Below are 14,370 nucleotides of genomic sequence, written 5' to 3'. Positions count from 1 at the left end.
CGGGCGTACTCTCGTTGCGGCCATTTTCTGTTTATGTGCTCATTTCCTGGGCGCGCGGGCATATATATTCCAGCGCGTGATGAAGTTATGCGGCGCACATGTTCGTGAAGTGGCGCATAGACATAGAGCCTGAGTTTGAAAACCTTCCAGCGGCCTCTACCTAGATGGTTAGGGATGTAGACTGCAATTGCGTATTTTGTACGCGATCTCTGAATGCGCCAGATCTCTACTGACCCTATACAGCAAGGGAGAGAACAATATGACATCGACCAAAACTGCAGTGAGAGCAGCACTGACTGCAATTCCACTGTTTTTGGGTGGGGTTCCAGTAGCCTGGGCTCAAGACACCAGCATGAGCTTTTTTGTCACTAGCGTCGGATCGGGGAAAGGTGGTGATCTTGGTGGACTAGACGGGGCTGACGCGCATTGTGCCAATCTGGCTGAGGCGGCGGGTGTTAGCGGGAAATCTTGGCGTGCCTATCTGAGCACACAGGAAGATGGCAAACGTGGTATTTCCGCACGTGATCGTATTGGCAGCGGTCCTTGGCACAATGCAAAGGGCGTAGAGATTGCTGGAAACTTGGACCAGCTGCACCTTTCTCCCAATATTGTTAAGTCCACCGGGCTGGATGAGAACGGGGATCTGGTCAACGGGCGCGGCGACAGTCCGAATGTCCATGATCTGCTGACAGGCACCATGGCGGATGGTACTGCCTACTTCCCCTGGATGGAGGGCGACAAAACTTGCAGCAATTGGACTAGCTCCGGCGAAGGCAGCGCTACGGTCGGGCATCACGACCGGCATGGCGGTGGGAACACCTCATGGAATGCCGCGCACGACTCTCGCGGTTGTTCGATGGAGGCCTTGGCAATGACAGGTGGTGCGGGCTTGTTCATGTGTTTTGCTAGAAATGAAGGCTGAGGCACTTGATGCTTGATTTAATAAACACAAAAGGCGCCCAAGGGCGCCTTTCCATATTTGGTCGGAGCGAGAGGATTCGAAGCTCGGACCCCTGCCTCCTGAAGACAGCAACAGGCGGTTAGTTCGCTTTACATTCGTGTTGTGCTCTTGATTTAAATGCAGTCGAGCCCCCCTGAAATCGATGTAACTGCTACTTTTACCATAAACTATCTGCGTTCAGCGGCGTGCAAGGCAGGTTCTTGCTGGTCTGATGAGTGGTGGCCATAGGCCTTTTCGATCGGTTCGGCGCTCGTCGCAAAAAACCTGCCGCATCCCAAACACTGGCGCCGTTCTGCAACGCCCAGGTTATAGCGGTTTGTTGCAAAGCGTGAGGACTACAAGTGGATACGCTCGCATCTTGCACCGCCTTGGCAAATGCACGTTCGATGTCACAAACACGGGCCCTAATTGTTCGACAGCCCAGACTGATCCGGTCGCGTGCCTGTGGCGCAAAGGCGCAGACGGCTGGCGTGGTACGCCTGCGAGAGTGGGCTGAGTGCTGGTCTGTTGGTCCGTATCGCTTCGTCGAAACATGATACCTTGATCATTATCGAACTAGCCGCCCACGGTGTTGGGTTCGAACCCAACATCGTGGGTGCCGCGCCGATTGAGCAGTCGCTACGTAAAGAAAAAGCGGGCAGCGGTCTGGTATGATCGCCCTTACGTTCCGAAGCTGCTGTTCTGCGTTGTCTCGGGAATTTACCGGCGCGATGTCTATGGCCTGAAGCATGTGATCGGGAAGCCAATACAGCTGTCCCGGTTGGATATCGACGGTGACAACCAGCGCGGCGCGCCCGGGTCGCGGGAGTTTCAGGCATGGGTTGATGCGGAATACCTTGATGCGTAGCGTCTCCGTCGAGATCTTTGGAAGAGCAACACCTGCCGAGTTGGATCCGGATCAGGTCGGGCAGGTGGCGGGGTAAGCGTCCTCATGTGGCGCGAGCCTAACCGGTAGGTTGGCGTGCGGTTGCGATGTAACGGCTGTCAGCCGATAGCCGACACTCGTATTGCCCCGGGCACATCCCATGCTGCAATTGCATAAACGCCAATCAGTTTCCCCGAGAGTAACCGATCACGGGGAAGCCCCAACGCTGGTAGATGCCGCTGAGGTAACAAGCGGCTGTGATGCGCAGAGTCCGGACTTTGCAAACTCAAACACTTGCCCGAAGCGAACATTTATCCGTGCTGTCAGTTTGGTTGTCCTAAAGCCAAGGCAACAGCTTAACGCGTGCCATGAACATCGGTTCACATTGAAATGGGTTTTGGTCTGAGGTAGCTTTGCAGTGTGACATGCCTTCGGAACATAACCACGACGCTGCTTTTTGTTTTGCTATTCCTCACGACAGGACTGGGAACTGCAGCGTATGCAGTGTCGAAAAATTGCGTTGGTGGGCATTGCGATGACCACATGGGCATCGCTGTGGAAGACAGTCATCCTGGTCACGTTCAAGGAACAACCACCAAGAGTGCTTCGCAGGGATTAATTGGAGTGGCACATGATGAATGCAACCCATTCCTGTGTAACGTTCTTGCACTCACCGAGCAGTCTTCCGAAGTAGTCTTTAGCCAGTCTGAGACGACTTTAGCATGGCAGGTAGCAAGTCTCTCGACGCTAGAAGAACCGGGCAGTCCAGAGAGACCACCTAACTTTTGAAAACAGACCTCCGACGCTGTTCACGGCGGTGAGCGCGTTCCGTTGCGCCGTGATGAATTTGCGGCCCGATCCTGTTTTTCAAAGTTTGGACCAATACATGAGCCATAAATACCTTCTGTTCGGCGCATGCGCCGTCGCGGCGGTCGCTGCTGCTTACAGCTTACTACGCCCGGAACCCACCCAACACGTACGGCAGTTGGCACCGCCCGAAGTCAGCGCCTTGGTCGAAATCCAGATGCCGCAGATTGAAGGAAATGCCGTTATCGGACAGCGTATATTTGCAAGCGCTTGTGCCGAATGTCACGGCAGCAATGCGGTTGGCATTGAGGGCGTAGGACCGCCGTTGATCCATGTTATCTATGAACCCAGCCACCATGCAGACGAATCCTTTCAACGCGCAGTCGCGATGGGTGTCAAAAGCCATCACTGGCGGTTTGGGGACATGCTGCCGGTTGGGGGGCTGACCCGTGGCGATGTCGCCATGGTCATCGCCTACATCCGCGAAATTCAGCATGCCAATGGAATCAACTGAGGAATACGAAATGAAACAACTTGCTACACTTGCACTGCTCTCAACCCTCGCTACCAGTGCCTTTGCGCATTCCCGTGTGGACAGCACGACGCCCAAAAATGGCGCGGTGATTGCGAAAGCCCCAGTCGAAATCGGTTTCGACTTTGCTTCCGACATCCGGCTGACACGGGTGGTTATGATCTATCAGGACCATCCTGCCGTCAGACTCGATCTGAGTGGGCAGACGGGCTTTGATCGGGTTTTCAAACTCCCGTTTCAAAGTATGGGTGAAGGCACCTATCAAATCGAATGGCGGGGCTTGGGGAAGGACGGGCACGCCATGCAGGGCGATTTTTGGTTCTCGGTGGATTGAGCATGCCGGATATTTGGGGAATAGCCGCAATCCTAGCGAAGCTTATGCTTTACATGGGCGTTTCGGGATCCGTTGGGCTTGTGATCATTAAGTCCGCCTTTGTCGATCTGGTATCACCTATTAGTGATCGGATCCGACTACAGGCAGCACTATTGGCGGTGGGAGCGCTTGCCGTTGCGGTCCTTGCTTTCATGCTTCGCGGGGCCGCGCTGACGGGCGGGGCCGATGGTATGGTCGATCCGGAAATGCTTGGCGTGTTGTGGCAAACCCCGGTTGGCGGCGCGCTAGTCTATCGGATCGCTGGGTTGGCGCTGATCATACTTGGGCTGTTTATACCCAGCGTTGGCCAATGGATTGCGCTCACCGGTGGACTTGTTGCCCTGTGGTCATTTGCTCAAATCGGGCATGTCCCCGCATTGGAGGCAACAGGTGCCCGTCTGCTCTTGCTCCTGCACCTTCTGGGCGTTGCCTTTTGGATCGGCATTTTGGGACCTCTGCACACCCTGTCGCGACAGCCGGAATTTTTAGCCGACGCAGCCACTTTGGGACACCGCTTTGGGCAAGCTGCTTTGGTGATTGTTCCTACCCTGATCTTGGCGGGGTTGCTGATGGCTTGGATGCTGCTGGGTGACTTGCGGGCTTTGGTAACAAGCGGCTACGGGCTAACCCTTCTAATTAAGTTGGTTCTTGTATTCGTGGTTCTGACGCTGGCAGCCGCAAACAAACTTCGCTTCGTTCCAGCTATGCAAGCTGGAGATGACAAAGCTGCGCGCCATCTGGCACGTTCCATCGAAATCGAAGCAATGGCTATTCTGGTGGCGCTGGCGGTAACTGCGACGCTCACCACCGTTTTGCCCCTTCCGAATTGAGGTATTCCATGAATAGGCGAGATTTTCTGATCACAACAAGCGCAGCGGCGATGACTCCTCGCATCGCGGGCGCAGCAGCACCCATTGAGTTGGTTGCACAGCCCGTTAGTGTTCAAATTTTACCCGAAGGCGAACCAGAAACTCCGATGCTTGGTTTCAACGGTAGCACACCCGGTCCGGTGCTTCGCGCTCGTCAGGGCGAAGTCTTTGATATCCGGTTCCTGAACCAACTTGATGAGGGCTCGGCGGTGCATTGGCACGGTCTACGCATCGACAATGCGATGGATGGCGTGCCGGGAATGACCCAAGATGTGGTCGGAAGGGACGGTGAGTTCGGATACCGCTTTCGTGCGCCCGATGCGGGAACATTCTGGTATCACTCGCACAACCGATCATGGGAACAGGTCGCCAAGGGTCTCTATGGTCCGCTGATCGTTGAGGAATCAACACCGCCCGAGGTGGATCACGACCTGGTCGTCATGATTGATGACTGGCGTATGACCGAAGGCGGCGCACTCGCAGATGGTTTCGAGACCATGCACGATCAGGCGCATCAAGGGCGGCTGGGAAATTTCGCACGCGCCCTTGTCGAACCAAACACAATCGTCCGTCACGGAGACCGCCTGAGGCTACGGCTGATCAATGTCGCGACGGATCGGGTTTTTCCGGTTTATTTTGAAGGCATTGATGGAATGGTAGTCGCCTTGGATGGAATGCCGCTTGTGCGTCCACAAGAGCTATCCGGCCTCGTTCTCACCCCCGCCCAACGCGCCGACATAATTGTTGATGTACGTTCTACCAACTCGGTTAGCATTTTCTTCCCGACACGGGACGCACCATACCTGTTGGGTAAAATCCAGGTTGAAGGGAAGAACACATTACGGCAACCAGCGGATATTCCCACGCTGCCCCCCAACGAGACCACGCACCCAGATATGGGCAACGCCGTTTCCCTGACCCTCATCATGGAAGGTGGGGCTATGAGCCACCGCATGATGCAAGGTATGATCGATGGGGATATCTGGGCGTTCAACGGCCAATCCGGTCTCAAAGATATGCCATTTCACAGTTTCGAGAACGGACAAACAGCACACATTCGCCTGGTGAATGACACCCGTTTCCCACATGGTATCCATTTGCATGGCCATCATTTCTTTGAGGTCGAGACCGACGGCAGTTTGGGGGCTTTTCGAGACACCACATTGGTAGAGGCAGGCGAGACCCGCGACATTGTTTGCGTGTTCGATAACCCCGGAGATTGGCTATTGCACTGTCACATGCTTGGTCACCAGGCGGCGGGTATGAAGACATGGGTGAAGGTTGCATGAAGCAGTTTTGATCATTGCTCTTTCCAGCCTCGCGACTGGTTCAGCAGCCGGCCACAAGCTGGATGACCGGTGCTCACCATTGGTCAAACCCTCTAAGCAGAAGAATGCGCTTCTTGCCACAGCGCAAATCTGAAAGGACGGCCCAACAGGCTCTCCCTTGATGCAGACGGAGTTCTGCTCGCACCGCAGCATGGTGCGTATGGGCATACATGGCAGTACGACAATCTGCTTCTACTCGAATAAGCGCCAATGGTCTCGAATTTGGATCACGACTGAGAGCCATACGCTCCGATTAGGACAACAATTCGAAAGTCGGCTTGTACCGCCAGAAATGCTTTCTCGATCATCTTTGGGCTGTGAATACGCGCCAGTAGGTCTGTGGAAACAATTTTGCGATGTTCGAAATCTTGCGAAATTTCTTACTTTGGTGCTGGTTGCAGCAGAACAGATAGCGCCGTTTGGACAGTCAAAGTGCCGAGCGGCTGAACATATGCACATTCGCTGCTGCAGGCCGGATACAGGCGATAGAGGACAAATTAGGGTCCGGCGTCCTATGGGTTACAAACGGGCCTGTAGAACTCTGCCTTTGGGCGATGTCCAGTGTTTGCTCATCTGTACGACGTTCCAGGAGTTTCCTTGTGTGCTGCAGCATGCGGACAGCAGAATAGGCAATGCTATCCACTTTGCCGCTGTTTCTGCGACTAGCAACAGAAACAGCCAACTTTGTGAGACTTGCAAACTATTGATTTTATTGGTCGGAGCGAGAGGATTCGAACCTCCGGCCCCTGCCTCCCGAAGACAGTGCTCTACCAGGCTGAGCTACGCTCCGACCGTGGCGGGGGATTACATGGCAGTGGTTGGCGATGCAAGCCCTATTCTGCCTGATTTTCAGGGGGTTGGCGCCTCAGAATGAGCGAAACATTGGTGCCACCAGCAGTATACCCGCGTGTCCGAGTGCGCAGTACGGGGGTGTTGTCAGAACCTCCGCCAAAGGCCTCGCGCAGGACAATGAAAATGCCACTGGCGATGATAATCGCAGCCCCGACCAAGGTCATGAAATCGACCTTCTCGTTAAACAGAAACACGCTGAAAATGGTTGCCCAGATGATCTGTGAATATTGCATGGGAGCGACAATAGCGGCTTCGCCGATGGTATATGCGCTGACTGTTAGCAAGGTCGCACAAAAGCCAAATAGGGCCACGATCGCGATACCGCTAAACATCACACCTTCCATGGGCACATAGACCAGGGGCAGGGCTAGCCCCATAACGATAAAGGTCATCAGCATCGGATAAATCATCAGCACCACACGGCGTTCATCTGCGCTGATTTTGCGTAGTACGACCGATTGAAAGGCCGCGCACAGAGAGGCAAAAAGCGCTGCACCGTGGCCTAGGCCGAAACTGGTTGCGCCGGGTCGCAAGACCACCATTACACCGATGAACCCAACCACAACGGCAGCAAACCGCGGTAGACCAACGCGTTCGCCAAGGATCGGTATCGACAACAAAGTGATCAGTAAAGGCGTGGCAAATAGCAGTGCATAGGTTTCGGCCAATGGCAGTTCAGAGAACGCATAAAAGGCACTGGCGGGGACAACAGCCAAGGTTGCTGACCGCGCGGCCATCCACCAAGGATGAACCGGTCTGAGGTGGCCAGGGGTCACATCTTTGATCAGCATCAACACCAGCAGTGGGAATGAAAGAAGGCTGCTGAAGAAGACCAACTGAATTGGTGAAACATCGGCCCCAAGAACTTTTACCACCACGTCGTGGGTTGAAAAGATCGCATAGGCCAATAGGGCGAGCAGAGCGGCTTTTATGTTCATGAGACAATCCGGCAGAGCGCAAGAATAGCGGCGGGTCACTTGTGACTATAGCGCTAACATGGATGTGAATATACCAAAAACAGATGCATCAGGCTTGCTCTCTATTCTTTGCACGAACCCATGCTGGGAAGTTTGATTGCAAGATGCAAGCGGGGAGCTAACCCATAGTGTGACGAGGGCCTGATATGGCCCTCGTGCGGTGATGTCGTGAAGGCAGCGTTAGAGGCTGGCGTCGAGCGCGGCGATGATCACATCGCCCATTTGGGAGGTGCCGATCGGCGAGACGCCTTCTTCGCCCAGAAGATCGCCGGTGCGATGACCATCTGCCAGAACTTTCTCGACGGCTGCTTCCAAGCGGTCTGCTTCGGCGCTTTGATCAAAGCTATAGCGCAGAGCCATCGCAAAGCTGAGGATACAGGCGATGGGGTTCGCTTTGCCTTGGCCTGCGATATCGGGTGCGGAGCCATGTACAGGCTCATAGAGGGCTTTGGGGCGGCCATTAGCCATCGGTGCGCCCAAGGAAGCAGAGGGCAGCATGCCCAGCGAACCAGTAAGCATCGCCGCACAATCGGACAGAATGTCACCAAACAGGTTGTCGGTCAGGATGACGTCGAACTGTTTGGGGGCACGCACCAGCTGCATAGCGCCATTGTCGGCGTACATATGGGACAGCTCAACCTCGGGATAATCGGCGGACACGCGGGTTGTGACCTCGCGCCATAGAATACCGGATTCCATCACGTTGGCTTTTTCCATCGAGCAGAGTTTTTTGTTCCGACGCATCGCCAGCTCAAACGCGGATCGAGCGGCGCGTTCAATTTCGCTTTCTGTGTAGCGCTGAGTGTTAATACCGACGCGCTCATTTCCCTCTTCGAAAATGCCGCGCGGCTCGCCAAAGTAAACGCCGGAGGTCAGTTCGCGCACAATCACGATATCAAGACCGGCAACGATGTCCTTTTTCAGCGAAGAGAAATCGGCAAGCGCGTCAAAGCACTGTGCCGGGCGCAGGTTGGCGTAAAGGTCCATTTCCTTGCGCAAGCGCAAAAGGCCACGTTCCGGTTTTACGGAGAAATCGAGGTCATCATATTTCGGTCCGCCAACTGCTCCCAGCAGCACGGCATCAACCTCTTGGGCCTTGGCCATTGTCTCATCCGATACCGGTGCGCCATGCGCATCATATGCGGCGCCACCGACTAAATCTTCGCTTACATCGAACTGTAGGTCGCGCTTTTCGCCATACCAGCCGATGACCTTGCGGACCTCCGCCATGACCTCAGGGCCGATCCCGTCACCGGGGAGAATCAAAATCGATGGGTTGGACATGCGGGTACTCCTTGAAATCGCTTAAGCCGGGGGTAACGGCACATTGGCTATTGGTCAATGTTCGCAGCGCCGATTGCGTGAAAGAGCTTTTTTATGGGTGTTTCCTGCATTTTGGGTCATTCAAAATGAAGAAGTCAGGGCGTAATTAAGAGATCGACCCAAATCAGAGCGTGACGGCTTGCAGGGCGTGCCTCTGATCCAATCGATTTAGGCCAAAGAACACCGGAATCCTGCACGGAAACATCCACCGAAGGTAGGAGATAATCCACACGCATTCGCCGGGATTCGCCCCAATCGACGGTCGCTACAGATCCTGTCGGATCGTGAGGTATTGTATTCTGCAATCTGGGATCTGTTAGCAGGTCTCTAATCGCCTGTCGCATTCCCGCACCTCGATCAGGATCGAGGTTTGCGCCCCCGGCAATGACCCAGGGGGAGTGTGGTGCGGGACCTAAAGCGCCATCCAGTAGCAGCTGCCACAGACGGATCTCATCGCGGTTGCGTAGCCCGTTGCGATCCTCAGGTCCGTCGAATAGCGGCGGGGTTGCCTGAAAGGCCAATACAGTAAGGCGAGTGCCATCGGGGATGAGGATGGGAACCACCCAATGTCCGGTTGTGGACAGGCGTTGAATGGCCTGGGCCTCCCGGCTGGGGAACGGCTCACCATCAGGATGTTCTGGTAAGACAGCACCGGGAAGGTCTTTCCAGTGCAGATCTGAAAAATTGCGTATTTCTGCGAATAGGATCGGAAATCGCGATAGGATCGCCATACCATCCTGACCGGTGAAATGCCCATAGCCTTGCGCATCGCGTGCGCTGCCACGCCGTTTGTCCCCATCCATGTCCAACCCGGTTGGCAACCCTGTATTAGGTTGCGCTGCATAGATGTAAGAGTAGCGCGTCAGTCGTTTTACCAGTTGGTTACGCAGTTCGGTAATGGCACGGTTATCGTTATCCCAATCGACACCTTGCAGAACGACTATGTCCGCATTTGCCTGGGTGAGTACGTCCAGAATAGCGACGATTTGCGGATCGTTTCCACGATGCAGATCTCGCAGCAAAAGGCCCGGCCCCTTGCGCGAGAGTTCGGTGTTGAAACTGGCAATCCGCAGTGGCTTGGTGCTTTTGGCATCGGCAAAGCAGATCAATGGAAGGAGGGCAGCCGCTATGACTGCCAGCAGCTTCCTCATGCGGTTTGCAAGGCCTCGGCGTTGGCATAGGCCGCACGGCGCTTCTGGGCTATCAGATCGGATATTCTTAGCATGGCCAGACCGCGCATGATCATGGAGGCAGGCACAAAGGCCCAAGCCGAGATGACCCAAACCAATGTTTGCGGGGCTGAAAGAAGGCCGGGATCAATCATTCCAGCGGCTAGTTTTACCACTGCCGGAATGGCAAAGGGTAAAAGAACGCCACCAATGATGTTGATGCATGCATCCCTTTGTAGACGTTCAACGACATCGCCCCCGGTTGTCGGATCAAAGAGCGGCAGGTTGGTCCAGACATTGAACGGGCCATTGCCAAGTGGCCAGTCTCGAAACCTGATAGCCAGCACAAACCCTGCAATCGCACCCAGTGCTATAACATAAGTCAACGCCGCAGCCGCCATCACCTGAGCAACGAGATCCGGTGCTGTTTGCGCAGGCATCATCAAACCAGTCAGTTGTATCGGGGAAAAGGCAAAGTTCATGACCTCTCCCAGCGAAAAGGCAAGGCTGTGAACCAGTGCGGTCAATGCCGTGGGCTCTATCGGGTGGCGGGCCAGCAGACTGACAAGAATGACCATTAGAAACAAAGCAATAAACCTCATCCGGTTCAGCGGTGGGGCTTCGCGAAACTCGACAAAACTGGGGTAGCTGGAGAAATACTCGGCAAAGGTCAAAGCTGCCGCAAGAATAGCAAGCAAAGCAATCACCTCAGGTGATCTGGTCGCCGAATCCGGTAACAACAGCGATGGCATTGCAATCAGCAATGCAACAACGATGCCGCGGATGGCCGCGCCTGTAATCCGTGTTATCACGCCCTATTCCCTTCAAACTGGACTGGCCGGTGCATTGCCGTGCCGTTGTTCCAACTTGATGCCCGGTGCATTTCTTAGCGAAATGTCTCTTCCGGGCGCTGCCTCATTTCCGCCCCATTTGTGCCTGTCAGCGAGATGTTGCTCAAGTTTGCTGTGTGGATTTGGTAGATTTTCGCATGTTTTGGGTGTCGGGGTGGTGCCGGTTTGCATCAGTGGAATGTTTTGAGAGTGATTAAAAACAATGGCTTACGGGGTGTTGTACTAGATGTTGTGGATGGGCGGGCTGTCAGGGGTAGTAGAATCGCTCATTAAATGGGGTCGCCAGCCCAGACAATGTTACGGATCACAGAACGGCTGGCTTGGTTGGACAGGGCACAAATGACAACTGAGATTGCAACACGCTACCTTAGATTCGCTCAGCTGGAGGCGGCGGGTCAGTCGCTAATCTATGAACATCTGGCAACACACGTGGCCCGGTCGCAGCTCTGTCTGAATTTCCTATCAGCGTTGCCACCGGATCGGCAGCAACCAAACTTGCTGTTTGCTGCGGTTCGGTGTGTTGTAGGCGATATCACCTCCTCCGACGCTTTGGATATTGCGCTTAGTGAGCATGCAAGAGCCATAGCAGAATTGATGTTGAGCCGGACGACACAGACAAATGAACCGGGGCGTTGTGCAGTATTGCTGCCCGTGCTTGCTCAGATCGACGGGCCTATCGCTCTGATCGAGGTCGGTGCATCAGCGGGGCTCTGTCTGTTGCCGGATCTATATTCATACGATTGGGGCAGATATCAGCTGTCGCCGCCGCAGCTTGATCAGGTTGTTGCACCGACAATCGCCTGTCGGGTCTCACAGAATACTCCGTTACCGTGGAAATACCCCGACGTCGTCTGGCGCATGGGATTGGATCTTAACCCGCTTGATGTGCACAATAATGCAGATGTCACCTGGCTGGAGCATCTGGTCTGGCCAGAGCATAGTATGCGTCTGGATCGGCTACGAACCGCTATTGCAGTTGCGCAGTCGTGTCCGCCGCGCATTGTGGCTGGGGATCTGATGCGGGATCTGCAGGGGTTGATTGCGGAGGCACCACCTTATGCGACCGTTGTCGTCTTTCATACTGCGGTATTGACTTATATTGCGGATCAAACCCAGCGGGATACATTTGCCCGCATGATGTTGGAAAGTCGGGCGATCTGGATCAGCAACGAAGGCGTGAGCGTTTTTCCGCAGCTCGCGGCAGGGGCAGGCCGATTGCAGGAAAACATGTTCCTGCTGACAAGGAATGGTAACCCATTGGCCTGGACTGGGCCGCATGGTCAGAAAATCGACTGGCTTACGACAGTACCGCCCTAGCCTGAGCAAGGCGTTCCTTTAGTGGAATCTTATACAGGAGAAGCCGCCCGAAGGCGGCTTTCCATATCTAGATATGGGATGTCCGATCGACAGGCAGATCAGACCCAGGGACGCTCCTGTGCCGCTTTGCTTTCAAAGCTGGCGATGGAAGCAGATTTCTCCATTGTCAGGCCGATATCATCCAGACCGTTCAGCAGGCAGTGCTTGCGGTGGCTGTCGACATCAAACGTCACAACTTCACCATCAGAAGTGGTGATCTCCTGCGCTTCCAAGTCCACAGTCATCCGGGCGTTTTGACCCTTTTCCGCGTCCTTCATCAACAGATCAATCTGCTCCTGCGGTAGCACGATCGGCAGGATACCGTTCTTAAAGCAGTTGTTGAAAAAGATATCGGCAAAGGATGTGGAAACGACACATTTGATGCCAAAATCTTTGATTGCCCAAGGTGCGTGCTCCCGCGATGAGCCACAGCCAAAGTTATCGCCAGCGACGAGAATTTCAGCACCGCGATACTGCGGTTTGTTTAGCACGAAATCGGGGATTTCAGTGCCGTCACGGTTATAGCGCATCTCATCAAACAGGTTTTTGCCAAAGCCGGTACGCTGAATCGACTTCAGAAACACTTTTGGAATGATCATATCGGTGTCGATATTGACGAGCGGCATAGGGGCTGCGACGCCGGTGAGTTTTTCAAACTTGTCCATTGTGCGTGATCCTTACATAAGCTCGCGGATATCAGTCAGCTTGCCGGTCAAAGCAGCAGCGGCAGCCATTGCAGGCGACACCAGATGGGTACGGCCTTTATAACCTTGACGCCCCTCAAAGTTGCGGTTCGAGGTGGCGGCACAGCGCTCGCCTTCAGATAGCTGATCGGGGTTCATAGCCAGACACATGGAACACCCAGCAAGGCGCCATTCAAAACCAGCGTCGGCAAAGATCTCAGCCAGACCTTCTTCCTCGGCCTGTGCACGCACCAGGCCTGAACCGGGTACAATCATTGCTCGCATGCCGTCCTTGATCTTCTTGCCCTTCACGACGTCAGCCACGGCACGCAGGTCTTCGATGCGGCCGTTGGTGCATGAGCCGATGAACACAGTGTCGATTTCGATATCGGTCAGTTTTTGACCGGGGACCAGACCCATGTATTCAATCGAGCGGCGCGCCGCTTCAATCTTGCCACCTTCGAAATCCTCAGGGTTCGGCACAACGCTGGTGATTGGCAACACGTCCTCGGGCGATGTGCCCCATGTCACGACCGGCTGGATGTCTTCACCTTTTAGCGTGACGATCTTGTCAAAATCGGCACCTTCGTCAGTGAACAGCGTTTTCCACCAGTTCAGAGCCGCTTCCCACTGTGCAGCCTTAGGAGCATGCGGGCGACCTTTGACATAGTCGTAGGTGGTCTGGTCAGGGGCAATAAGACCGGCGCGGGCGCCGCCTTCAATAGCCATGTTGCAGACAGTCATGCGGCCTTCCATCGAGAGATCACGGATTGCTTCGCCACAATATTCGATGACATAGCCGGTGCCGCCGGCGGTGCCGGTTTCACCGATCACTGCAAGCGTAATATCCTTGGCAGTCACACCCGGCTTCAATTTGCCGGTGATCTCCACCTTCATGTTCTTAGATTTTTTCTGGATCAGAGTCTGGGTGGCAAGAACGTGTTCCACTTCGGAGGTCCCGATGCCATGCGCCAGTGCGCCAAAGGCCCCGTGGGTGGCTGTGTGGCTGTCGCCGCAGACAACCGTCATGCCGGGCAGTGTCCAACCCTGTTCCGGACCAACAATGTGCACAATACCCTGACGAACATCATCAACGGGATAGTAGTGCACGCCAAACTCCTTAGCGTTTTTGTCCAGCGCATCAACCTGAATGCGGCTTTCTTCGTTCTCGATGCCTTTGGCGCGATCAAGCGTGGTGGGCACGTTGTGATCGGGAACGGCAATGGTTTTGTCAGGTGCGTGCACCTGGCGACCAGTCATGCGCAACCCTTCAAAGGCTTGCGGCGAGGTCACTTCGTGGACCAGGTGACGGTCAATATAAAGCAGGCAGGTGCCGTCTTCGGCTTCGTGCGCAACATGCGCATCCCAGATTTTATCGTAAAGCGTCTTGGGGGACATAGGTCCTCTCCCGTGTTTTTTGGAGT

13 protein-coding genes and 1 tRNA gene are annotated in these 14,370 nt (G+C 54.7%); 7 read left to right on the top strand and 7 right to left on the bottom strand.

Features of this window, described 5'->3' with window-relative positions; genetic code table 11:
* Nucleotides 1-259 precede the first annotated feature (259 nt).
* The 6 genes from ACEWZM_RS06670 to ACEWZM_RS06645 all read left to right on the top strand — a co-directional run bounded on the left by ACEWZM_RS06670 (nucleotide 260) and on the right by ACEWZM_RS06645 (nucleotide 5,696).
* Nucleotides 260-922, top strand: a complete 663-nt coding sequence (locus ACEWZM_RS06670; RefSeq protein WP_414005694.1) for a hypothetical protein — start codon at nucleotides 260-262, stop codon at nucleotides 920-922.
* A 646-nt stretch (nucleotides 923-1,568) separates the two neighbouring features.
* Nucleotides 1,569-1,808: a hypothetical protein gene (locus ACEWZM_RS06665; RefSeq protein ID WP_414005693.1), complete on the top strand. Its 240-nt coding sequence runs from the start codon at nucleotides 1,569-1,571 to the stop codon at nucleotides 1,806-1,808.
* Nucleotides 1,809-2,712: 904 nt separating this feature from the next.
* Nucleotides 2,713-3,147 carry a cytochrome c gene (locus ACEWZM_RS06660; protein ID WP_414005692.1) on the top strand — a complete coding sequence of 145 codons (435 nt, stop codon included), beginning with the start codon at nucleotides 2,713-2,715 and terminating at the stop codon, nucleotides 3,145-3,147.
* Between the two features lie 10 nt (nucleotides 3,148-3,157).
* Nucleotides 3,158-3,499: a copper resistance CopC family protein gene (locus ACEWZM_RS06655; RefSeq protein ID WP_414005691.1), complete on the top strand. Its 342-nt coding sequence runs from the start codon at nucleotides 3,158-3,160 to the stop codon at nucleotides 3,497-3,499.
* A gap of 2 nt (nucleotides 3,500-3,501) precedes the next feature.
* The gene (locus ACEWZM_RS06650) at nucleotides 3,502-4,368 is read left to right on the top strand and encodes a copper resistance D family protein (protein ID WP_414005690.1); all 867 of its coding nucleotides are present in this window, start codon (nucleotides 3,502-3,504) and stop codon (nucleotides 4,366-4,368) included.
* Between the two features lie 8 nt (nucleotides 4,369-4,376).
* Nucleotides 4,377-5,696, top strand: a complete 1,320-nt coding sequence (locus ACEWZM_RS06645; protein ID WP_414005689.1) for a multicopper oxidase family protein — start codon at nucleotides 4,377-4,379, stop codon at nucleotides 5,694-5,696.
* Nucleotides 5,697-6,448: 752 nt separating this feature from the next.
* On the opposite strand, the gene ACEWZM_RS06640 is transcribed toward ACEWZM_RS06645, so the two are convergent.
* The 5 genes from ACEWZM_RS06640 to ACEWZM_RS06620 form a co-directional block, all read right to left on the bottom strand.
* Nucleotides 6,449-6,525 (bottom strand) — tRNA-Pro (locus tag ACEWZM_RS06640).
* Nucleotides 6,526-6,568: 43 nt separating this feature from the next.
* Nucleotides 6,569-7,525: a DMT family transporter gene (locus ACEWZM_RS06635; protein WP_414005688.1), complete on the bottom strand. Its 957-nt coding sequence runs from the start codon at nucleotides 7,523-7,525 to the stop codon at nucleotides 6,569-6,571.
* A gap of 219 nt (nucleotides 7,526-7,744) precedes the next feature.
* A complete protein-coding gene (gene leuB / locus ACEWZM_RS06630) occupies nucleotides 7,745-8,848 on the bottom strand; it encodes a 3-isopropylmalate dehydrogenase (RefSeq protein WP_414005687.1) in 1,104 nt (367 codons plus the stop codon).
* A 134-nt stretch (nucleotides 8,849-8,982) separates the two neighbouring features.
* Entirely contained in the window at nucleotides 8,983-10,038 is a 1,056-nt protein-coding gene (locus ACEWZM_RS06625; protein WP_414005686.1) for an endonuclease/exonuclease/phosphatase family protein, read from the bottom strand.
* Nucleotides 10,035-10,868: a hypothetical protein gene (locus ACEWZM_RS06620; protein WP_414005685.1), complete on the bottom strand. Its 834-nt coding sequence runs from the start codon at nucleotides 10,866-10,868 to the stop codon at nucleotides 10,035-10,037. Before ACEWZM_RS06620 ends, ACEWZM_RS06625 begins: the two co-directional genes overlap by 4 nt.
* Before the next feature lie 378 nt (nucleotides 10,869-11,246).
* On the opposite strand from ACEWZM_RS06620, the gene ACEWZM_RS06615 reads away from it, so the two are divergent.
* Nucleotides 11,247-12,224 (top strand): DUF2332 domain-containing protein, encoded by a 978-nt coding sequence (locus ACEWZM_RS06615; RefSeq protein ID WP_414005684.1) that lies wholly within the window; start codon nucleotides 11,247-11,249, stop codon nucleotides 12,222-12,224.
* A gap of 98 nt (nucleotides 12,225-12,322) precedes the next feature.
* Here ACEWZM_RS06615 and leuD read toward each other — a convergent pair whose 3' ends face one another.
* Together leuD and leuC are read right to left on the bottom strand one after the other, a co-directional pair.
* On the bottom strand, nucleotides 12,323-12,928 hold the full coding sequence (leuD, locus tag ACEWZM_RS06610) for a 3-isopropylmalate dehydratase small subunit (protein WP_414005683.1): 606 nt from the start codon (nucleotides 12,926-12,928) through the stop codon (nucleotides 12,323-12,325).
* 12 nt (nucleotides 12,929-12,940) lie between these two features.
* Nucleotides 12,941-14,344, bottom strand: a complete 1,404-nt coding sequence (leuC, locus tag ACEWZM_RS06605; RefSeq protein ID WP_414005682.1) for a 3-isopropylmalate dehydratase large subunit — start codon at nucleotides 14,342-14,344, stop codon at nucleotides 12,941-12,943.
* Nucleotides 14,345-14,370: the final 26 nt, after the last annotated feature.

Origin of the sequence: Phaeobacter cretensis, from assembly GCF_047372505.1 — a bacterium.
In the GTDB taxonomy this organism is placed as follows: Bacteria; Pseudomonadota; Alphaproteobacteria; order Rhodobacterales; family Rhodobacteraceae; genus Phaeobacter; species Phaeobacter cretensis.
Note: the sequence above shows the minus strand (reverse complement) of the source record. Positions and strands in the feature narration are given on the sequence as shown.

What these genes read in the sequence shown, in the direction of transcription:
- ACEWZM_RS06635 (WP_414005688.1), bottom strand. Translation starts at nt 7,525, where the DNA reads ATGAACATAAAAGCCGCTCTGCTCGCCCTATTGGCCTATGCGATCTTT.
- ACEWZM_RS06670 (WP_414005694.1), top strand. Translation starts at nt 260, where the DNA reads ATGACATCGACCAAAACTGCAGTGAGAGCAGCACTGACTGCAATTCCA.
- ACEWZM_RS06660 (WP_414005692.1), top strand. Translation starts at nt 2,713, where the DNA reads ATGAGCCATAAATACCTTCTGTTCGGCGCATGCGCCGTCGCGGCGGTC.
- ACEWZM_RS06645 (WP_414005689.1), top strand. Translation starts at nt 4,377, where the DNA reads ATGAATAGGCGAGATTTTCTGATCACAACAAGCGCAGCGGCGATGACT.
- leuD (WP_414005683.1), bottom strand. Translation starts at nt 12,928, where the DNA reads ATGGACAAGTTTGAAAAACTCACCGGCGTCGCAGCCCCTATGCCGCTC.
- ACEWZM_RS06615 (WP_414005684.1), top strand. Translation starts at nt 11,247, where the DNA reads ATGACAACTGAGATTGCAACACGCTACCTTAGATTCGCTCAGCTGGAG.
- ACEWZM_RS06625 (WP_414005686.1), bottom strand. Translation starts at nt 10,038, where the DNA reads ATGAGGAAGCTGCTGGCAGTCATAGCGGCTGCCCTCCTTCCATTGATC.
- leuB (WP_414005687.1), bottom strand. Translation starts at nt 8,848, where the DNA reads ATGTCCAACCCATCGATTTTGATTCTCCCCGGTGACGGGATCGGCCCT.
- leuC (WP_414005682.1), bottom strand. Translation starts at nt 14,344, where the DNA reads ATGTCCCCCAAGACGCTTTACGATAAAATCTGGGATGCGCATGTTGCG.
- ACEWZM_RS06650 (WP_414005690.1), top strand. Translation starts at nt 3,502, where the DNA reads ATGCCGGATATTTGGGGAATAGCCGCAATCCTAGCGAAGCTTATGCTT.
- ACEWZM_RS06655 (WP_414005691.1), top strand. Translation starts at nt 3,158, where the DNA reads ATGAAACAACTTGCTACACTTGCACTGCTCTCAACCCTCGCTACCAGT.